Genomic DNA, 20,552 nt, shown 5'->3' on the forward strand with positions numbered 1-20,552 from the left:
GCGTCGGCAAATCCTGCGTGCACCCCGGGCGTGTCGCGGTGGCGGGCCCTGTCATTCCGCGGGATCCGGTCGCTGGCGCACGACGTGCTCGCCTGCGGCGTTCCGGCGGCGAGGCGCGTATCGTCCGGTGCATGCGCGATCACGCAACAGCGGCGAACCTCTGGGCACGTGTGCGCAGCGACCTCGGCGCGGACTGGACGGCCATAGCCGACGATGTGCGCGCCGATGTACCGCTCGTTGCGCAGACCGCGGCGTCCGCGCTCGCCCATGCCAGCGTGGCCGCGGCCTCATCGGCTGCAGCCGAGTGGGTGGCACCCGCCGCGGGCGTCCGACTCGACGGCGGGCGCATCGCAATCGCCTACGCCAGCGAACGTCACCTGCGCATCGACGGGACGCCGCCCCAGATCTGGTCGCCGCTCTCAGGCTTCTTCCGATCGTCGGACGGCTGGGTGCGGACCCACGCGAACTACCCTCACCACGCCGATGCACTCCTCCACGCGCTCGGCGTGCCGCCGCACGCCGACAAGGACGCGACGTGTGCAGCGATCCTCCGACTGTCCTCACGGGAGGTCGTCCACGCGACGACGGCCGCCGGTGGGTTGTGCGTGGTCGTGCGACGGGAGCAGCCTTCGCTCGACGCGCTGCTGCGCGCGCACCCCGTCGTGGCGGTCGAGCGATGGGCAGGCGCGCCGGCTCGACGCAGGCAGGTCGCCGAGGCGGAGGCGCCCCTGCGTGGCATCCGTGTTCTGGATCTGACGAGAGTGATCGCGGGGCCTGTGGCGACGCGGGTGCTCAGCCATCTCGGAGCGGATGTCCTGCGCCTCGATCCCCCGGGGCTGCCCGAGCTGCCCTGGCAGCACCTCGATACCGGGCACGGCAAACGGTCCGCCGTCATGGACGTCCGACGGCAGGTCGATCGGTTCGAACGGCTGCTCTCCGCTGCCGACGTCGTGGTCGGCGCCTACCGCCCTTCGTCCACCGCAATGGCGTCATTGTCGCTGCGCCACCTCGGCGCGACCCATCCCGGGCTCGTCATCGCGCAGCTCTCCGCCTGGGGCTTCGGCACCGCCGCCGCGTCTCGGCGGGGATTCGACAGTCTCGTGCAGGCCGAGAGCGGGATCGCCTGGATCGAGTCCCCCGACGGTTCGACCCCCGGTGCGCTTCCGGTTCAGGCGCTGGACCACAGCGCGGGCTATCTGCTGGCCGCCGCTGTGATGAACGCCCTTTTCCGCCAATCGCGGGACGGCGGCACCTGGATGGTGAGGACATCATTGCGACGTATTGCGGCGGAACTCCTGGGGATGCCCCGTGGCGACCGGTCCGTCGCGCCCACCGTCGACACCGGTGGTCATCTTCGTGAGTACTCGACCGCGTCGGGCCTCGTCACCACCACGCGTCCCGCGATCGCCTACTCCGGTGCGCCTTCGGACTACCCGGCGCCGCGGCCGTGGGGATGCGATGCCCCGGAGTGGCCGGTCGAGACAGGATGACCGATTCGGCCCGATCACCGGTCGGCCGCTGTGTCTCAGCGCGGTCACTCGTTCCCGACCGCCGTCGCCGATGCGCCACGCCGGGCTGAGCGGGCGACCTGCACGGCGATGCAGACGACGATGGTCAGACACCCCCAGAGGGCGCACGCAGGAGGAAGCACCCGGTATGCCAGGTGCGGAATCGTCCACTCCGCAGAGAACGGTCCGAACGCCACCATTCCCCAGATCCACCCGCTCACCAGGATCGCGGGCAACGACACCCACCATGCGCCGCGCGTCCACCCGGGCAGCGCTCGGTCAACGATCCCCCGCTCCGCGTTCCTCCGCGGAGGCACGGAGGTCGTATCCGCCCGCCGCCACCAGATGAGCGCGCACACCGCGAGGATCACGAGTCCGAGCACGCTCGAACCGTGCTGCAGCCACTTGTACCCCGTGAAGGGTCCCCACTCCTCGTCCAGCACGGGGAGCATCTCGCTGCCCCACCGTCCCTCGTGTGTGAACAGGTCCCACACCACGTGGGTGAGGATGCCGAGCGCGAGAGACGTCACCAGAAGCACGACACCGACAAACGATGCGCGTCGAGGTGAGCCCGCCACCGCGAAGGTCTCGCGCCACCCGGTGGCGGCACCGCCGTCCCATCGAACCGGCAGTCGCTCCGCGAGCATGCGCGGCGCGAGTTCACGCGCTGCGGGACGGAGCACCATCCGCCAGGTGAGGAGCAGGAGGAGTGCGACGAGGATCGTGCTCGGCAATTGCGCAAGGTCGTGCGTGCCGCCGTAGGTGACAGGTGTCCCCCGGACGAAGAGCGGGAGGTCCGGCGCCATGGCACCCACGGCGATCGCCGCCGGCACCAGCGGCGTGCGGACGAACAACAGCGCGACGACCGCGTGACTGGGAGTGAAGGGCATCGTCAGCCCGAGACGAAGAGCCCGGCCATCGTCTTCTTCCCCCGCCGCAGTACCGAGACCCCGCCCGGCAACGAACCCGGAACGACGGCCGTCTCATCGACGACCTTGACGCCGTCGATCGATACTCCGCCTTGGGCGATCGCGCGCCGCGCTTCCGAAAGACTGGCGCACAGGCCCGTTTCCACGAGTGCCTGCGTCACCGAGGTCGTCCGCGTGACGCCCGCATGCGGGAGCTCGGACAACGCACTCCTCAAGGTGTCCGCGTCCAGAGCAGTCAGGTCACCCTGGCCGAAGAGGGCTTCGGATGCCGCGACCGCCGCGGCCGTGGCATCCGAGCCGTGCACGAACTCCGTGACCAGGACGGCGACCGCCCGCTGCCCGCTCCGCCGGAACGGCGCCGCTTCGTGCTCAGCGACGATCTCCTCGATCTCGGCGCGGGACAGGAACGTGAACACCTTCAACCGGTCGGCCACGTCGGCGTCGTCGGTGTTGAGCCAGAACTGGTACATCGCGTAGGGACTGGTGAGCTCGGGGTCGAGCCAGACGGCGTTGCCTTCGCTTTTTCCGAACTTGCGACCGTCGGAGTTGGTCACCAGCGGCGTGCCGATGGCGTGGACGCTGGCCCCCTCGGAGCGCTTGATCAGATCGACGCCGCTCGTGAGGTTGCCCCACTGGTCGCTGCCCCCGGACTGCAGGACGCATCCGTACTGCAGGTACAGCTCTCGGAAGTCGAGTCCCTGCAGGATCTGGTAGCTGAACTCGGTGTAGCTGATGCCCTCGTCGGAGTTGAGGCGGGCGCTGACCGCGTCCTTCTTCAGCATCGTGCCCACGCGGTAGTGCTTGCCGATGTCGCGCAGGAAGTCGATGGCGCTCATCGGCGCCGTCCAGTCGAGATTGTTGACCAGCCGCGCCGCGTTCTCGCCGTCGAAACTCAGGAAGCGCGCCACCTGTTGCTGAAGGTATCCCACCCACTCGGCGACGGTCGCCGCATCGTTCAGGGTGCGTTCAGAGGTCGGCTTGGGATCGCCGATCAACCCGGTCGAGCCGCCGACCAACCCCAGCGGCTTGTGGCCGGCCAGCTGGAGACGGCGCATCAGAAGGAGCTGAACGAGATTGCCCAGGTGAAGGCTGGGCGCCGTCGGGTCGAAGCCGCAGTAGTACGTGATCGGATCGCCGTCGAGCAGCTCACGAAGAGCCGCCGGGTCCGTGGACACGTGCACGAGGCCGCGCCATTCGAGCTCATCCCACAGGGTGTCGAACGTCGGATCGTTCGTGGGCTCGACAGCGGGCAAGGACGGTGCAGACACGCGCTTCAGCGTATCAGCGGACATCCGACGCGACCGTTCGCCGCCGTCCGATGACGGACGTCGGTGGCACACTGGGGCGCATGATGCTCCCCTTCGATGCGCTGATCGTGGCGTTGCTCTCGACGTTCCTGTTCCTCGCCCTCAGCGCTGCGCTCGCGCTGGTGATCGTCAGTCTCCGCCGTCCTTCGCGTGTTCTGCTGATCGCCGCTACGGGGCTGGTGGTGCTGGCGCTCATCATCGTCGCCGTGACCCCCGTGAACGTTCCGGTCGCCGTCGGACTGATCATCGCCCTTCTCGGGACCTCCCTCGCCATCCTCGGCGGCGACCCGGTCACCCGCCAGGTGCTGACGATCGCCACCCACGGGACCGTCCGCGACGGAGCCGCGGGGGGAATCCTGCTGCGCGCACCGGCGTCGGCGACGGAGGACTCGAACGAGGCATCGGTCAGCTCTCACCCCGAGGTGCGCGAAGTGATGCGGGGCGGGGCCACGATCGGGTACCTGGAGCGGACGGCTGTCGTCGTGGCGATCGTGGCGGGCTTTCCGGAAGCGCTCGCGATCATCGTGGCGGTGAAGGGGGTCGGACGATTCTCGGAGCTGGCGGCGGCGGAGTCGCGCGAGCGGTTCATCATCGGCACCATGGCCAGCCTGCTGTGGGCGAGTGTCGTCGGCGGTCTGGTGCACCTCGCCATCTGGTGATGTCAGGCCGCCCCGCCGGAAGCAGGAGACGCGTCCTGGCGGAGCAGACGGAAACCCTCGATCACCGCGGCGGCCCCGGCGCCGGCGAGCGCCTGAGACACCGCGGACTGCGTGATGCCCTCGGCTTCCGCAAGTTGTCTCTGCGTCTCCCCTCGGCAGCGGCCGTACGTCAGCCGGCGGGTGCGCTCGCTCATGGCCGCGACGAGCTGGTCGCGGGAGAGCAGCATCGTGTTCGCGAGCATGGCCGTCTCCCGCGTGGAGGCCGGCTCGTCTGCGGCTACTCCGACCCACGTGCGCGTGGTCGGCACGAGGCGCTGCTGCTTGTCATGGACGGTGTCGATCGCCTCCCGCGCCGCCCACCAGGCCGGTCCCTCCGGCAAGTCCCCGCTGACAGAGCGGACGAGACCCACGGAACCGATGCCGATGCCGAATCGGCATTGCACGTCGTCGGGGAGAGCCAGTTGCAGCATGAGCAGGAACGCCAGCGCGTCGGCCAGAGCCGAGAACTCCCCTTGCAGCTCGTCGGCGAAGGTGGGACGGAGACCCCGAACCGGAGCAGGGAGCCCCCGTTCCACAGCCGCGATGGTTTCGTCGAGCGTGCGTTGGGCGGCGTCGCGATCCGGGAGCCGACGAGATCCGATGATGTCCGCAATGACTGCTATCGCCATTTGATCAGCCTATCGCTTATTTCCAAGAGAAATAAGACATACGCTTAATAACGCGCCCGGGTGATCGTCCGTTACGGGACGAGGGCGTGCGCCAGCGCCTGGGACCGGGCGATGAGCTCCGACCGCTGCTCCGCCACCCGCGCGGGTGCTGTGCCGCCCAGACCCGTGCGACTCGCCACGGAACCCTCGACGGACAGCACCTCGCGCACATCGGCCGTCAGCAGAGGCGACACCTGGGTCAACAGCTCGTCCGACGCATCCTCCAGCCCGATCCCCCGGGTCTCGCATTCGCGGACGAGCGCACCGGAGATCTCATGCGCATCACGGAACGGTGTGCCCTGCGTGACGAGCCATTCGGCCACGTCCGTGGCGAGGCTGAAGCCCTGAGGGGCGAGCTCTCGCATGCGCTGGGTGTCGAACCGGAGGGTGGCGACCATTCCGGTGAATGCCGGCAGAAGCACTTCGAGCGTGGCGATCGAGTCGAAGACGGGCTCCTTGTCCTCCTGCAGGTCCCTGTTGTAGGCCAAGGGAAGGCCCTTGAGGGTCGCCAGCAGACCGGTGAGGTTGCCGATCAACCGTCCTGCTTTCCCTCGGGCGAGCTCGGCGATGTCGGGGTTCTTCTTCTGCGGCATGATGCTCGAGCCGGTCGAGTACCCGTCGTCGAGGGTGACGAAACCGAACTCGCGCGTGTTCCAGAGGATGATCTCCTCGGCGAACCGCGACAGATCGATGCCGATCTGCGCGGTCACATAGGCGAACTCCGCGACCACGTCGCGCGCTGCTGTGCCGTCGATGGAATTCTCGGCAGGACGGGCCAATCCCAACTCGTTCGCGACCAGCTGCGGATCCAAACCCAGCGTGGACCCCGCCAGCGCACCTCCCCCGTAAGGCGAGACCACCGCGCGCGCGGTCCAGTCGCGGAGTCGCTCGAGATCGCGGACGAGCGGCCAGGCGTGCGCCTGCAGGTGGTGGGCGAGCAGCACCGGCTGTGCGTGCTGGAGGTGAGTGCGTCCCGGCATGACCGCCGCTTCGTGCGCCTCTGCCTGCGCGACGATCGCGTCGATGAGACGCAGGATGTCGCGGGCGATCGCACGGGAATGGTCGAGCAGGAACATCCGCACGAGCGTCGCGATCTGATCGTTGCGGCTGCGGCCGGCACGGAGCTTTCCTCCGAGCTCCGGGCCGACCACGCTGATCAGGGCCTGCTCGAGGGCACCGTGCACATCCTCGTCTCCGGGGACCGCCTGCAGAGTACCGTCGGCCACCCGTTCGGCGAGGGTGTCGAGACCCTCGTGCATCCGCCGCTCCTCATCGCCCGTGAGGTACCCGGCAGCGGCGAGCGCCTTCGCATGCGCGTGGGAACCGGCGATGTCGTAGAGCGCGAGCGCCCAGTCGAAGTGGGTCGATCGGCTCAGCGCGACCAGTTCGGGCGACGGACCGGTGGAGAACCTGCCGCCCCAGAGTGCGCCCTCGTTGGTCCCGTCGTTCTTCGTATCGCTCACCTCCTCAGCCTACCGAGCGCACTGCCGGCGCCCGGGCGGCCGCGTCGACCGGCACGTCAGTCCTCGGTCGCACGAGCGCGGGGGACGATCCGCCGCGCCGCCATGTCGACGAACCACTCGAGCGGTCCACGGCCGACCATCAGCGCCCACGCGGTGCAACCGACGATGGTCCAAGCCACGAAAGGCGCGAACGGCTCGAGCGCACGGAACCCCACGAGATCCGACGGGTCGCCGAGCGCCGCCTGCGCGACCAAAGCCCACGCGACGATCTGAGCGGTGTAGGCGGTCAACGGCATGGCACCCACCGCACGCAGCGGCAGGACGACCCAGACGATCACCGTGCGGCAGACCAGGAGACACGCGCCGAGCACGGCGAGCGCGAATCCTCCCGAGCCGACGACCTCGAGCAAACCCGTGGAATGCGCGCGGGCGGTCCACACCGCGCCCCACCACGAGGCGGACTCGGATGCCTCGTCCGCGCCGCTCACGACGTCCAGGGTGTACGCGAGCACAGCGAGGACAAGACCGGTCACGAGCATGCCGACCTGCACGGTGGTGCGCCTCAGCCCCGCCCGCGCGAGTCCCATTCCGGCGACGACGAAGGCGATCCACGTCAGGAACGGGTAATGCCAGCCGAGCACCAGACTCAAGGCTCCGCCCGGGTCGGTGCGCCAGAAGGCGGACGCATCGACGACCGCCTGCACGAGCGGCATCGCGAGTGCCAGCGCGGCCGCGAGCGGCAGCAGCACGCGGGAACTCAGGGACAGCAGCGGGATCGCCAGGACGAACAGCACGGCGTATGCGGGCAGGATCACGTAGACGGGCACGCCGGTGGCGATGAGAAGGACACCGAGAAGCCACAAGATCACCGCGCGCACCACCAACCGCAGTCTCACCACACGCAGCGCTGCCCACGGCCGCGGCGCCGGTCCCCCCGACATCAGACCGATCGAGACCCCGGCGAGGGTGGCGAACAGGATGGATGAGCGCCCGTGCACGATCCCGCCCCACGTCGAAGCATCCGTCCAGACGATCGGGTCGATGGCGACCAGGTGGGCGGCGAACATCCCCAGGATGGCAAGGCCGCGCGCCAGGTCGACACCGGTGAGCCGGCTCTCACCGCTCAGCCGCTCCCACCTCGACGGGAACCAGCTCGTACCCCGAGCCGGTGGGGAGGCGATCAATCCTGGCGCAGCAGCCACACCAGCAGCGCCTTCTGCGCGTGCAAACGGTTTTCGGCCTCGTCCCAGACCACGCTCTGCGGGCCGTCGATGACCTCAGCCTCGACCTCGTATCCGCGGTCGGCCGGCAGGCAGTGGATGAAGATGGCGTCGGGGCGTGCGATGGACATCGTGTCGCGGGTCACCTTGTAGGCGCCGAGGTCACGCAGTCGAGCCAGCTTCTCCTCCTCCTTGCCCATCGACACCCACGTGTCGGTCACGATCACGTCGGCGCCACCCGCGGCTTCGTTCGCATCGGTGTAGAGGGTGAGTGAGCCGCCCGTCTCAGCGGCGCGGCGATCGGCATCGGCGACCACGTCCTCCCGTGGGGCGTACGACTCCGGCGAGGCCACGCGCACGTGCATGCCTGCCGTGACTCCGGCGAGCATGTACGAATGGGCCATGTTCGACCGCCCGTCGCCGAAGAACGTGAGCGTCAGACCTCGCAGCTCGCCCTTGTGCTCGCGGATCGTGAGAAGGTCCGCGAGCAGCTGGCACGGGTGGAAGTCGTCGGAGAGCGCGTTGATGACCGGCACCCGGGTGTCACGCGCCATCTCCTCCAGACCGGACTGCGCGTAGGTGCGCCAGACGATCGCGGCGACCTGCCGCTCGAGCACGCGCGCCGTGTCGGCAGGGGTCTCCTTCCCGCCGAGCTGACTGCTCGCGGTCGAGATGATCAGCGGCGAGCCACCCAGGTCGGCGATCCCCACCGCGAAGGAGACGCGCGTGCGGGTCGAGGACTTGTCGAAGATGACGGCGACGGTCTGCGGACCGGCGAGGCTCTTGTCCGCCCACCGATCCTTCTTGAGCTCGATCGCCAGATCGAGGATCTCGGACTGCTCGGCGGCTGTCAGATCGTCGTCGCGAAGCAGGTGGCGAGTCACGTCGTGGTCTCCTTCGTGGGTGCGTCCAGCAGCAATGCGTCCTCCACGGTCGCCAGCGTCGCGGAGAAGAGCTCGATGAACTCGTCGATCTCGACGTCGCCGATCGTGAGCGGTGGCACGAGCCGGATGGTGTCGTCGTTCGGGGCGTTGACGATGAGACCGTGCTCCTGCGCGGCGGCGACGACGGCCTTCGCGACCGGATGCCGCAGGGCGACGCCGATCAGCAGACCCTGGCCGCGGCATCCCTCGACGATGGACGAATCGATCGCAGCGATGGCGGCGCGCAGCTGTGCGCCCCGCTCGGCGGCGTTGCGCACGAGGTCCGCCCGCTCGATCTCGGCCAGCACCGCGCCGGCGACAGCCGTACCCAGCGCGTTGCCGCCGAACGTCGAGCCATGGGTTCCCGGGTAGAACAGGTCGCTCGCCGCGCCGAACGTGATGAGCGCGCCAATGGGGAATCCGCCTCCGATGCCCTTCGCGACCGTGATCGCGTCGGGCTGAATGCCGGCGTGCTGGAAGGCGAACCACTCCCCGGTGCGGCCGGCGCCGGTCTGGATCTCGTCGATGATCAGCAGCGCGCCGCGCTGCGCCGTGAGCGCGCGGGCCGCCTGGAGATAGCCCGCGGGCAGCTCGAGCACGCCGGCCTCGCCCTTGATGGGTTCGACGAACAGCGCAGCGACGGTCTCGTCGAGCGCAGCATCCAACGCCTCGATCGTCGAGTCGATGAACTCGACCCCGGGCACCATCGGGAGGAACGGCTCCTGCATCCACGGCTTGCCGGTCAGGGCGAGCGTGCCCATCGTCCGACCGTGGAAGGCGTCTTTGAGGGACAGGATGCGCGTGCGGCCCGCCGCTCCCCCGTGCAACCGCGCCAGCTTGAACGCCGCTTCGTTGGCCTCGGCCCCCGAGTTGCCGAAGTACACCCTGCCGGCCTCGCCGGTGCCGGCGAGGCGCTTCAGGCGCGCCGCGAGCTCGAGCTGGGGCGGCGTGGCGAAGTAGTTGGACACGTGCGCGAGCGTCGCCGCCTGGCGGGAGATCGCCTCGACGAAGACGGGGTGCGCATGGCCGAGCGAGTTGACCGCGATGCCCGCCAGGAAGTCGAGGTAGCGGCGACCTTGGACGTCCCAGACGTAGGCGCCCTCCCCGCGCACGAGGAGCTCGAGTCGATCACCCAGGTTGCGCAGCAGGTCGCGACCCACGTCGTCCTGCCATGTCGTCCCTGTCGCGCCGATCACGCTGCTGCCGCTCACTGTGCCACCACCTCTGTTCCGATTCCCTTGCTCGTGAAGATCTCGACGAGCACCGAGTGCGGGACCCGCCCATCGATGATGGCCGCCGTCTCGACGCCACCGTCCACTGCATCCAGGCACGCCTGCATCTTCGGAATCATGCCCGACTCGAGTTTCGGCAGCATTGCGCGCAGCTCCGAGGCTGTCAGATGGGACACGAGGGAATCGCGGTTCGGCCAGTCCGCGTAGAGACCCGGCACGTCCGTGAGGACGACGAGCTTGGACGCGCCCAGCGCCACGGCGAGAGCCGCGGCCGCAGCATCCGCGTTCACGTTCAACGAGTGCCCGGGGTGATCGAGGTCGGGGGCGATGCTCGAGACGACCGGGATGCGCCCGGCATCGAGCTGATCGTGGATGGGTTGAGGGTCGACCTGGACGACGTCGCCGACCCGACCGAGATCGTGCTCCACGCCCTCGATGACGACCCCGCGTCGCCGGCCTCCGAAGAGTCCCGCATCTTCGCCCGAGAGACCGGTCGCCAGCGGGCCGTGCGCGTTGATCTTCGCGACCAGGTGCGGATTGATCTGACCGGTGAGCACCATGCGCACGACCGAGATCGCCTCTGTGCTGGTAACCCGGTAGCCGCCCTTGAATTCACTCGGGATCGCCAGTCGGTCCAGCATCGACGAGATCTGCGGACCGCCCCCGTGCACCACGACGGGCTTCACTCCGACGTACCTCAGATAGGCGATGTCGGCCGCGAAGGCGTCTTGCAGCTCTTCGCTGATCATGGCGTTGCCGCCGTACTTGATGACGACGACCTGATCGCGGAACCGGCGCAGCCAGGGTAGCGACTCGATCAGCGTGATCGCACGCGTGCTGGCCTCAGCCGGGTCGGTGTCCTGCACCTCGACGTCGCTCATGATGCGTACGCGCTGTTCTCGTGGACGTAATCGTGCGTCAGATCGTTGGTCAGGATCGTGGCGGATGCCTCGCCGACCCGGAGATCGATGATCAGGTGCGTCGCCCGCGGCGTCAGATCGACTTCCTCCCGCGGCCGGTCGGGCCCGCCTGCGGTGCAGACGCGCACGCCGTTCATCCAGACGTCGACGTCGTAGGGGTCGAACTCGGCCCGCGTGGTTCCGATCGCCGCCAGCACGCGCCCCCAGTTGGGGTCGTTGCCGAACACGGCGGCCTTGAAGAGGTTGTTGCGGGCGACGGACCGCCCCACCTCCACCGCGTCCTCTTCGGACGCCGCGTGGACGACCTCGATCGTGATGTCGTGGCTCGCGCCCTCCGCATCCGATTGCAGCTGACGGGCGAGATCGAGGCTGATCTCGGCGAGCGCCGCGGCGAACTCGTCCTCGTCCGGGGCTATCCCACTCGCTCCGCTCACCATCAGGGTGACCTGGTCGTTGGTCGACATGCAGCCGTCGGAGTCGAGCCGGTCGAAGCTGACCCGGGTGGCGCGACGCAGCGCCGCATCGGCGGCGGAGGCATCGAGCACGGCGTCGGTCGTGATGACGACCAGCATCGTCGCAAGGCCCGGCGCCAGCATCCCCGCGCCCTTCGCCATCCCGCCGATCGACCACCCGTCGCGCCGGACGACGGCCTGCTTGGCCCTCGAGTCCGTCGTCATGATCGCGTGCGCGGCATCCGCTCCGCCGTCCGGGCTGAGCGCCGCGATCCCCGCCGCGACGCCCTCGAGCACTTTGCCGCGAAATACCTCGTCACCGGTGCCGATGAGCCCCGTCGAGCAGACGAGCACATCGCCCGCGCTCACCCCCAGCAGCGCCGCGGCCTTCTCGGCCGTCTGGTGGGTGGTCTGAAAACCGAATAACCCGGTGAAGCAGTTCGCCCCGCCCGAATTCAGCACGATCGCCTCGACGACGCCGTCCCTGACGGCCTGCTCCGACCAGATGATCGGATTGGCCTTCGCGCGATTGCTCGTGAACACGGCCGCGCCCGCACGCAACGGGCCACGGTTGACCACGACCGCGACATCCGAGCTGCCCGTCGATTTGAGACCGGCGGCGACTCCGGATGCTTCGAACCCCTGGGGCGCGGTGACGGTCACGGCGCGACTCCGTTCACGGTCAATGCGCGGTCTTCGGGAAGGCCCAGCGCGATGTTCATTGATTGGACGGCCGCGCCGGCCGTCCCTTTGACGAGATTGTCGAGTGCGGTGATGACGACCACGCGTCCGGCGGAACGATCGATCGCCAACCCCATGAGAGCCGTATTCGCCCCGAGGACGTCGGCGGTGCGCGGGAACGAGCCCGCCGGCAGCAGCTGGACGAACGTCTCGCCGTCGTATGCGCCCTGCCATGCGGCACGGATGTCGTCGTCAGTCGCGCCTGCGGCGATCGGCGCCGTCGACGTGGCCAGGATGCCGCGCGCCATCGGCACGATCACCGGCGTGAACGAGATGGCGATGCCCTCGTCGCCGACGTGCCCGTCTGCTGCAGCGCCGGCCGCGCGCGCGGCGGCGAGCGCCTGCCGGATCTCGGGGATGTGTCGATGCGTGCCCCCCACCGCGTAGGGGTTCGCCGAGCCGAGGATCTCGCTCGCGAGAAGGTTGGGTCTGAGGCTCTTCCCGGCGCCGCTCGGACCGACGGCGAGAACGGTGACGATGTCGGAGGGATCGACGACGCCGGATGCCACGCCGGGCGCGAGGCTCAGGCTGACGGTGCTGGCGTTGCACCCGGGCGCGGCGATGCGGGATGCACCCACCAGCTGATCCCGAAGCTTGCCGCCCGCCACCGGCAGTTCGGGCACACCGTACGTCCAGGGGTCGTGGAAGTCGCCGCCGTAGAAGGCGTCCCAGGCAGCGGCCGACTCGAGCCGGTGGTCGGCGCCCGCATCGATCACCAGGGGTGTGCCGGCGAGCGCCTCGGTGTACTGCCCCGACTGCCCGTGCGGCAGCGCGAGGAACACGATGTCATGGCCGGCGAGCACATCCGGCGTCGTCTCCTGCAGCGTGAGATGGGCGAGCGACCGGAGGTGCGGCTGGTGGGCGACCAGGGGCTGACCCGCGTTGGAATGAGCGGTGACCGTGCGGATCTCGATGTCGGGATGCGCGGCGAGGATCCGCAGGATCTCGCCGCCCGCGTAGCCGGAGGCGCCGGAGACGGCGACCGAATAGGTCATGGGTTCCACCTTAACGTTCTGGGGTCGGGGGCCAGGAACGGCGACACCTGTCGCGCGCCCACGAGGGCGCGCAATCGGGGTCGCCTAGAGTCGGCGTCCGCCCTGACGTCGGCATACCGGAGCGGCGCTCTGAGCGAGCGCGACGCGAACCGGAGTGGCCGAAGGCATGCGCCGACGATAGCCGCCGGGTCGGGGCATCCGCAACTCGGCCGCGCGCACGTCCGGCCGCACGTGGGCCGTCGACCGTCGAACGCACGGCATGCCGACGAGCGCACGACCTTCGTGCGACCGAAAGTCGTGCTCTCGACGGAAGGTGATGCGCTCGACGCGGTCGGACCTCACTCGCGGAGCTGGGCGCCGAACCGCTCGGCCGTGACGGCCACGCCCGCGAGCTTGGCCTCGGTCGCCTCGGCGGCCGTGAGAGTGCGACTCCGACCGCGGAAGCGCAGAGCGAATGTCAGGCTCTTGGAACCCGGCAGCACACCCTGGCCGCGGTAGTCGTCGACGAGCCGAGCGGACTCGAGAAGCTCGCCTGCGCCGTGGACCAGTGCCGCCTGGATCTCTGCGGCGGGAACCTCCGACGGGACGACGAGCGAGACGTCTTGGGTCGCCGCGGGGAAGGCCGACAGCGACGCCACCACCACCCGCTCGCCCGCGAGCTCGAGAAGCAGGTCGAGGTCGAGCTCTGCCACGATCACACGTCCGTGCAGCTCGGCGGCGGAGGCGACGCTCGGCAGCAGCTCGCCGAGATAGCCCACCTCGCGATCTCCGACGGTGAGGACGGCCGCCCGCCCCGGATGGAGGGCGGCACGGGTGGTCTGCGCGAGCTCCACCGTGACTCCCGCCGCGAGCGCGAGGGTGCGGACGCCGTCCCACGCGTCGCCGAGGTCGGCCGCCGCGGCGGGTCGGCCCGGCTGCTTCGGGGAGACGTTCCCCGCGAGGAGAACGGCGACGTGACGAGGCTGGGGTGGGATCGAGTCGTCGAGCGCGGCGAGGGTCGCGGCGTCCGGTCGCACGGCCAACGGAGGCACGAAGGCGGTGCCGTAGGCGATGCCCGCCTCCGGCGTGAAGACCGAGCCGGTCTCGAAAAGCGCCAGATCGGTCAGACCGCGGGACTGGTTGCGGTGCGCCACCGCGAGGAGTCCGGGCACCAGCGAGCGACGCAGGAAGGGCGACTGGCCGTCGAGCGGATTGGCGAGCTTGATCGACGGCAACGGCACCCCGGAGGCCGACCCGTGCAGGGCGTTGTCTGCTTCCGTGCAGAACGGGAACGACGGCGTCTCGACGTATCCGGCCGCGGCGAGGGCATTCGCCACGCGACGACGTCCGTGCTGAGCCGAGGTCAGACCGCGGCCCGACGGTGGCGTCGGCAGGATCGACGGGATGCGATCGAGCCCGTGGATGCGCGCGACCTCCTCGGCGAGAGTCCACTTGTCGGTGAGATCCGGACGCCAGGACGGCGGCGTGACCAGCCAATCGCTCCCGCGTTCGCTGACCAGGGCGCCCACCTTCTCGAGCGCCGTGACGATCTCTTCACGGGTGTATGCGACACCGATCAGCGTGGAGACGAACGGCTCGGGCAGATCGATGCCCACGGTCTGGCGCACGGTCATGAGCGCACCACCGGCGCGGGTGTCGGTGCCGCCTGCGTGGGCCACCATCAGCTCGGCGACCCGTGCGGCAGCCACGAACGGGATGCCGGGATCGACCCCGCGTTCGAAACGTCGCGACGCCTCGCTCGGAAGCTTGTGCCGGCGGGCGGTGCGCGCGATCGACACGGTGTCGAACGTCGCAGCCTCGATCAGCACGTTGCGCGTGGCATCCGTCATCTCGGTCGGGCCGCCGCCCATGACCCCGGCGAGCCCAATCGGTCCGGAATCGTCGGTGATGAGCAGGTCTTCCGGATCGAGGGTGCGCAGCTTGCCGTCGAGCGTCTCGAGCTTCTCGCCCGCCGTCGCCCGCCGGACGACGATGCCCCCCCGCAGTCGGTCGAGGTCGTAGCCGTGGATCGGCTGGCCGAGCTCGATCATGACGTAGTTGGTGATGTCGATCAGGATGCCGAGCGAGCGGACGCCGGCGAGAGTCAGCCGAGCCACCATCCACGCCGGGGTCGGCCTGGACGGGTCGACGTCTCGGACGATGCGGGCGACGAACTCCGACGCGCCGACGCGGCCACGGAGGGGGGACCGATCGTCGACCGACACCGCGAAGGCGGCCGCATCACGCAGATCGACGTCGCCTCGAGCCTTATCGCCCGGGTCGTGGAACTCCGCACCGGTCGCGAGTGCGTACTCCCGGGCGATGCCGCGGACCGACAACGCATACCCGCGGTCCGGTGTCACGTTCACGTCGATCGCGATGTCGTCGAGGCCGAGGAGGGCGATCGCGTCCGTGCCCACCGGCGCATCGATGCCCAGCTCGACGAGGCGCAGAATGCCACTGTGCTCGTCGCCGAGGCCGAGCTCCTTGGCCGACGCGATCATGCCGTCCGACACGTGGCCGTACGTCGTGCGCGCGGCGATCGGGAACGGGCCGGGAAGAACCGCTCCGGGCAGGGTCACGACGACCTTGTCGCCCGCGAAGAAGTTGCCGGCCCCGCAGACGATGCCGTGCACGGAGGGGCCTCCGTCGGCGGCCTCGACGCCGTCGGGGGCCACACGCACCTGGCACCAGCGGATCGTCTTGCCGTTCGTCTGCGGCTCGGCTTCGAACGAGAGGACTTCTCCGACGACGATCGGCCCCTGGAGCTCGAAGCGGTGGACATCCTCTTCTTCGAACCCGACGCGCACCAGGTCGGCGAGGACATCCTCGGGCGAGGCATCCGCGGGCACATCGACGAAGTCGCGCAACCACGACAGCGGGACGCGCATCAGACCACCATCCCGAACTGCTCGCTGAAGCGGACGTCGCCTTCTGCCATGTCGCGCATGTCCTGCACGCCGCTGCGGAACATCAGTCCCCGCTCGATGCCCATGCCGAACGCGAAGCCGGAGTACTCGTCGGGGTCGATGCCCGCGGCCCGCAGCACATTCGGGTTGATCATGCCGCAGCCGCCCCACTCGATCCACCGCGCGCCGCCCTTGAAGGTGGGGTGCCACAGATCGAGCTCGGCAGACGGCTCGGTGAAGGGGAAGTAGTTCGTGCGGAAGCGCATCTTCGCCTCCGGGCCGAAGAGCTGGCGCGCGAAATGGTCGAGCGTGCCCTTCAGGTGAGCCATCGTGATTCCCTTGTCGACGACGAGCCCTTCGAACTGCGTGAACACCGGCAGGTGCGTCGCGTCGAACTCGTCGGTGCGGTACACCCGGCCGGGGCACAGCACATAGATCGGGAGGTCGCGCTGCAGCATGGAGCGCACCTGGACAGGGCTCGTGTGCGTGCGCATCACCAAATGCCGGTCGACCGGATCGACGAAGAACGTGTCCTGCATCTGACGTGCGGGATGGTCGACATCGAAGTTCAGGGCGTCGAAGTTGAACCACTCGTGCTCGAGCTCGGGCCCTTCGGCGATCTCCCAGCCCATCCCCACGAAGAGGTCGGAGATCTGCTCCTGGAGGAGGGAGATCGGATGCCGCGCCCCGGCGCGCGCCCGGGTGGCCAGGGCGGTGACGTCCACGCGCTCGGCCCCCAGCTGCGCGGCTGTCTCGGCCTCGAGGAGTTCGCTCTCGCGGGCCGACAGCGCCTGGTTCACCCGTCCCCGCGCCTGGCCGACGAGCTTGCCGAACTCGGCCTTGCGGGACGGCTCGACGGCTCGGAGCCCCGCATTCAGCGTGGCGAGCGGGGATCCCTCGGCCGTGTGGGCCGCGCGGGCGCTCTTCAGCGATCCGGTATCGGCTGCCGCGGCGATCGCCGCGAGCGCATCGGCGACGGCGGCCTCGACTGCTTCGGGGGTGATTTCAGGACTGTCTGGCACGAGAGTCGAGTCTACCGACGGCGGTGCGACCGCCGAGACGGGGCCATCAGCCCTTCGCGTCCGGCCCGTCCTGCTGCGCCACGATGAGCGACGTGTCGGTCACACCGTCCTGAAGGGGCGCCGCGGCTCCGGCCGCGATGACGCGCGGTGACCGGCGCATGCGCTTCTCGGCGGTGACAGCGGCCCAGGAAAGGAGCAGGCACATGCCGATGTAGATCGCGCCCGCGATGATGGCCGATGGGATGAGCGGCGAGCCGTACAGGGCGTTGGACCCGAGCTTCTTGGCGAAGTCCAGCAGCTCGGGGTACGTGATGATGAACCCGAGCGCGGTGTCCTTCAGCGTGACGACGAGCTGCGCGATGATGACCGGCAACATGGCCCGGATCGCCTGCGGCAGCAGGATCAGCTGCATCACGCCCGACTTCCGCAGGCCCACCGCGTAGCCGGCTTCTTTCTGACCACGCGGGAGCGACTCGATACCCGCGCGGAGGATCTCGGAGATGACGGCGCCGTTGTACACGACGAGGGCGATGACCACCGACCAGTACGAACCGAGCTTGATGTCGATCACCGGAAGGCCGAAGTACAGGAACAGCATGAGGACCAGCACGGGCACGGCACGCAGCACTTCGACGATGACGGTGGCGGGGACCCGCACCCACGCGTGATCGGAGAGTCGGGCGATCGCGAGCACGAAGCCGAGGACCACGGCGCCGACCGCCGCGGCGCCGAACGCCGCGAGGGTGCGCAGGGCGGCCAGGCCGAACTGCTCCCAGATCGCGACGTAGGTGAACACCGACCACTTCTCGGCGCTGAACTGACCGCTGATGGCGAATCGCCACAGGATGAAGCCGAGGATCGCCAGCACCACGACGATGGTGATGGCGCCGAGGATGCGGTTGCGGGTGATGGCGCGGGGACCGGGGACGTCGTACAGGACGGAGCTCATCGCGCGACCCTCCACTTGTTCTCGAGGTATCTCTGGAGGGCTGCCAGCAGCAGGACGAGGACGACGAACACGGCCATGACCCACAGGATCACGCCGAACGCGTTCTCGCCGCGTTCACTCAGATTGGCGCGGATCGAGCCCAGGTTCAGCACGGAGAAGCCCGCCGCCACGGTGGTGTTCTTCAGCAGGGCGATGAGCACGCTCATCATCGGAGGGATGACCGAACGCCCGGCCTGCGGGAGCACGACCAGGCTCATCACCTGACCGAAAGTGAGGCCGAGGGCACGGGCGGCCTCGGCCTGACCGACGGGCACGGTGTTGATACCCGAGCGCAGGGTCTCTGCCACGTAGGTCGCGGTGTAGATGCCGAGCGCCAGGATGCCGAGCACCAGGAAATTCACCCGGAAGTCCACGAGCAGCGGCACCCCGAAGGCGAAGAAGAAGAAGATCAGCGTCAGCGGCGTATTGCGCACCGTGTTCACGTAGAGCGTGCCGACGGTTCGCGCGACGGGGATCGGCGAGACCCGCATCGCGCCGACGATCACGCCGAGCACGAGGGCGATCGCCCCGCCCGCGAGGAAGAGGACGATGGTCCCCCACAGCGCTTCGCCCCACAGGTCGAGATTGTCGGTGATGATCCCCACGGCGATCCCTTCGATTCATGTCCGTCTTGCCGGCCGTCTCCCGTCGCGCGTTCGCGGTGAGGAGGGATGGTGGCGGCATCCGAAACGGGATGCCGCCACCATGTCGATCAGCCGACCGGGTCGACCTCGGGCTGGGTGGCCTTGACGCCCGAGGCGCCGAGGTTCTTGTCGAAGATCGCCGTCCAGGTGTCACCGCCGTCCGTCAGCATCGTGTTGACGAACTCGACGAACGCCGTGTCGTCCTTCTGGATGCCGACGCCGTAGCGCTCCTCGCTGAAGACGTCGCCGACGACCTTGAGGTTGTCGGGGTCACCGGCTGCGTAGCCGATCAGGATGGCCTCGTCGGTGGTGACGGCGTCGACCTGGCCGGACTTCAGCTGCTCGACGCACTGCGAGTAGGTGTCGAACTCCGTCGTCGATGCCTCGGGGTGCTCGTCCTTGATGCGCTGGATCGAGGTCGAGCCGGTGGCGGAGCACACGTTCTTGCCCGTGAGGTCGTCGACGCTCTCGATGTCGCTGTCGGCGGCGACGAGCAGGCCCTGGCCGGTCACGAAGTACGGCCCGGCGAACGAGATCTGCTCTTTGCGCTTGTCGGTGATCGAGTACGTGCCGACGTAGTAGTCGATATCGCCGTTGATGATCGCCTGCTCGCGGTTCGCCGACGGGATCGAGGTGAACTCGATCTTGTCCTCGTCGTAGCCGAGCGAGGCCGCGATCCAACGGGCGATGTCGATGTCGAAGCCGGACCGCTCGTTGGTCGTCGGGTCGAGGTAGCCGAGTCCTGGCTGGTCTTCCTTGACGCCGATCTTGACCGTGCCGCGCTCCGTGATCGCGTCGAACGTCGGGCTGCCTTCGAGCGTGACGTCGGTGGCGACCTCGAACAGGGCACCGTCCGATTCGGCTGCGCCGCTCTCTCCGGTGGTGGCACCGGGGGTGCCGCTGTTGCAGGCCGTGAGAGCGAGCAGGGCGACGGCGGTCATGCCGACGCCGGCGATGATGCGGTTCTTGCGCATGTGAGTCCTCCTGGGTTTCGTATGGTTCTTCGGTGTCCCCGCGCCGCCCCGTCGCGACGGGGCCTCAGCGGCACGGGAAGTCTCAGTTGGTGATGAGCTTGGAGAGGAAGTCCTTCGCCCGGTCCGTCTTCGGAGCGGTGAAGAAGTCGTCGGGCTTCTGGTCTTCGAGGATCTTGCCGTCGGCCATGAAGACCACGCGGTCCGCCGCCTTGCGGGCGAAGCCCATCTCGTGGGTGACGACGATCATGGTCATGCCGTCCTTCGCAAGCCCGACCATCACGTCGAGCACCTCGTTGATCATCTCGGGGTCGAGCGCGCTGGTGGGCTCGTCGAAGAGCATGACCTTGGGATTCATCGCCAGTGCGCGGGCGATCGCCACGCGCTGCTGCTGACCGCCGGACAGCTGTGCGGGGAGCTTCGAGGCCTGGTGACCCACCCCGACGCGGTCGAGGAGGACAGCGGCCTCGCGCTCGGCATCGGCTTTCTTCATCTTGCGCACCTTGATCGGCCCGAGCGTGACGTTCTCGAGGATGGTGAGGTGCGCGAACAGATTGAAGGACTGGAACACCATGCCGACGTCGGCACGGAGCGCGGCCAGGCCCTTCCCCTCCTTCGGGAGCTCCTTACCGTCGATCGTGATCGTGCCGCTCGTGATCGTCTCGAGGCGGTTGATCGTGCGGCAGAGCGTCGACTTGCCCGATCCGGATGGACCGATGACAACGACGACCTCCCCCTTGTGCACCGTCAGATCCACATCCGTGAGCGCCTGGAACTGCCCGTAGTGCTTCTGCACATTGCTGACGACGACCAGGGGGGCGGATGTTGCGCTGTCTGCCATGCCCCTCACCCTATGAGGGGGCTGCCGCCGCGACCACTCTCGCAACGGCAACCTTTACCGGACCGTAACAGGGCGGGTACGCGGCATCCGGTCTCGCCGGCAGGGCAACGACCCGCGCGTCGGCGCGGCGTGCCGGGCGCGC

The 20,552-nt window shown here is 69.0% G+C and carries 18 protein-coding genes; 2 read left to right on the forward strand and 16 right to left on the reverse strand.

Translation table 11 applies throughout. The features are described from left to right. Window positions 1-131: 131 nt before the first annotated feature. Window positions 132-1,490: a CoA transferase gene (locus tag ACFM35_RS07495; RefSeq protein ID WP_378840363.1), complete on the forward strand. Its 1,359-nt coding sequence runs from the start codon at window positions 132-134 to the stop codon at window positions 1,488-1,490. A gap of 44 nt (window positions 1,491-1,534) precedes the next feature. Here the strand turns inward: ACFM35_RS07495 and ACFM35_RS07500 are convergent, their stop codons facing one another. Both ACFM35_RS07500 and tyrS read right to left on the reverse strand, forming a co-directional pair. Then, a complete protein-coding gene (locus ACFM35_RS07500; protein ID WP_378840366.1) occupies window positions 1,535-2,398 on the reverse strand; it encodes a DUF4184 family protein in 864 nt (287 codons plus the stop codon). Window positions 2,399-2,400: 2 nt separating this feature from the next. Then, complete coding sequence (gene tyrS / locus ACFM35_RS07505; protein ID WP_378840369.1) at window positions 2,401-3,729, reverse strand: tyrosine--tRNA ligase; 1,329 nt, start codon at window positions 3,727-3,729, stop codon at window positions 2,401-2,403. Window positions 3,730-3,785: 56 nt separating this feature from the next. On the opposite strand from tyrS, the gene ACFM35_RS07510 reads away from it, so the two are divergent. Beyond that, a complete protein-coding gene (locus ACFM35_RS07510; RefSeq protein WP_378840372.1) occupies window positions 3,786-4,403 on the forward strand; it encodes a hypothetical protein in 618 nt (205 codons plus the stop codon). Window positions 4,404-4,405: 2 nt separating this feature from the next. Here the strand turns inward: ACFM35_RS07510 and ACFM35_RS07515 are convergent, their stop codons facing one another. From ACFM35_RS07515 to ACFM35_RS07580, 14 genes are all read right to left on the reverse strand, one after another. Then, on the reverse strand, window positions 4,406-5,071 hold the full coding sequence (locus tag ACFM35_RS07515) for a SatD family protein (RefSeq protein ID WP_378840375.1): 666 nt from the start codon (window positions 5,069-5,071) through the stop codon (window positions 4,406-4,408). Window positions 5,072-5,142: 71 nt separating this feature from the next. Further along, the gene (gene argH, locus ACFM35_RS07520) at window positions 5,143-6,573 is read right to left on the reverse strand and encodes an argininosuccinate lyase (RefSeq protein ID WP_378840377.1); all 1,431 of its coding nucleotides are present in this window, start codon (window positions 6,571-6,573) and stop codon (window positions 5,143-5,145) included. 56 nt (window positions 6,574-6,629) lie between these two features. Beyond that, entirely contained in the window at window positions 6,630-7,775 is a 1,146-nt protein-coding gene (locus tag ACFM35_RS07525; RefSeq protein WP_378840381.1) for a heparan-alpha-glucosaminide N-acetyltransferase domain-containing protein, read from the reverse strand. Next, entirely contained in the window at window positions 7,754-8,677 is a 924-nt protein-coding gene (argF, locus tag ACFM35_RS07530; RefSeq protein WP_378840384.1) for an ornithine carbamoyltransferase, read from the reverse strand. Before argF ends, ACFM35_RS07525 begins: the two co-directional genes overlap by 22 nt. Next, on the reverse strand, window positions 8,674-9,927 hold the full coding sequence (locus tag ACFM35_RS07535) for an acetylornithine transaminase (protein WP_378840386.1): 1,254 nt from the start codon (window positions 9,925-9,927) through the stop codon (window positions 8,674-8,676). The genes argF and ACFM35_RS07535 overlap by 4 nt, the downstream gene beginning before the upstream one ends. Next, window positions 9,924-10,829 carry an acetylglutamate kinase gene (argB, locus tag ACFM35_RS07540; RefSeq protein ID WP_378840388.1) on the reverse strand — a complete coding sequence of 302 codons (906 nt, stop codon included), beginning with the start codon at window positions 10,827-10,829 and terminating at the stop codon, window positions 9,924-9,926. The genes ACFM35_RS07535 and argB overlap by 4 nt, the downstream gene beginning before the upstream one ends. Next, window positions 10,826-11,983, reverse strand: a complete 1,158-nt coding sequence (gene argJ, locus ACFM35_RS07545) for a bifunctional glutamate N-acetyltransferase/amino-acid acetyltransferase ArgJ (protein WP_378840391.1) — start codon at window positions 11,981-11,983, stop codon at window positions 10,826-10,828. Before argJ ends, argB begins: the two co-directional genes overlap by 4 nt. Beyond that, entirely contained in the window at window positions 11,980-13,056 is a 1,077-nt protein-coding gene (gene argC, locus ACFM35_RS07550) for an N-acetyl-gamma-glutamyl-phosphate reductase (protein WP_378840392.1), read from the reverse strand. Before argC ends, argJ begins: the two co-directional genes overlap by 4 nt. 338 nt (window positions 13,057-13,394) lie before the next feature. Next, window positions 13,395-15,926, reverse strand: coding sequence for a phenylalanine--tRNA ligase subunit beta (gene pheT, locus ACFM35_RS07555; RefSeq protein WP_378840393.1), 2,532 nt, complete (start codon window positions 15,924-15,926; stop codon window positions 13,395-13,397). Beyond that, a complete protein-coding gene (pheS, locus tag ACFM35_RS07560; RefSeq protein ID WP_378840395.1) occupies window positions 15,926-16,966 on the reverse strand; it encodes a phenylalanine--tRNA ligase subunit alpha in 1,041 nt (346 codons plus the stop codon). Before pheS ends, pheT begins: the two co-directional genes overlap by 1 nt. Window positions 16,967-17,012: 46 nt before the next feature. Beyond that, window positions 17,013-17,915 carry an amino acid ABC transporter permease gene (locus ACFM35_RS07565; protein ID WP_378840398.1) on the reverse strand — a complete coding sequence of 301 codons (903 nt, stop codon included), beginning with the start codon at window positions 17,913-17,915 and terminating at the stop codon, window positions 17,013-17,015. After that, entirely contained in the window at window positions 17,912-18,559 is a 648-nt protein-coding gene (locus ACFM35_RS07570; RefSeq protein WP_378840401.1) for an amino acid ABC transporter permease, read from the reverse strand. Before ACFM35_RS07570 ends, ACFM35_RS07565 begins: the two co-directional genes overlap by 4 nt. Before the next feature lie 107 nt (window positions 18,560-18,666). After that, on the reverse strand, window positions 18,667-19,572 hold the full coding sequence (locus ACFM35_RS07575; RefSeq protein ID WP_378840404.1) for a glutamate ABC transporter substrate-binding protein: 906 nt from the start codon (window positions 19,570-19,572) through the stop codon (window positions 18,667-18,669). Window positions 19,573-19,654: 82 nt separating this feature from the next. Continuing rightward, a complete protein-coding gene (locus ACFM35_RS07580) occupies window positions 19,655-20,410 on the reverse strand; it encodes an amino acid ABC transporter ATP-binding protein (RefSeq protein WP_378840407.1) in 756 nt (251 codons plus the stop codon). Window positions 20,411-20,552 lie beyond the last annotated feature (142 nt).

The sequence above is a fragment of the Microbacterium songi genome (assembly GCF_042747925.1).
Lineage (GTDB): Bacteria > Actinomycetota > Actinomycetes > Actinomycetales > Microbacteriaceae > Microbacterium.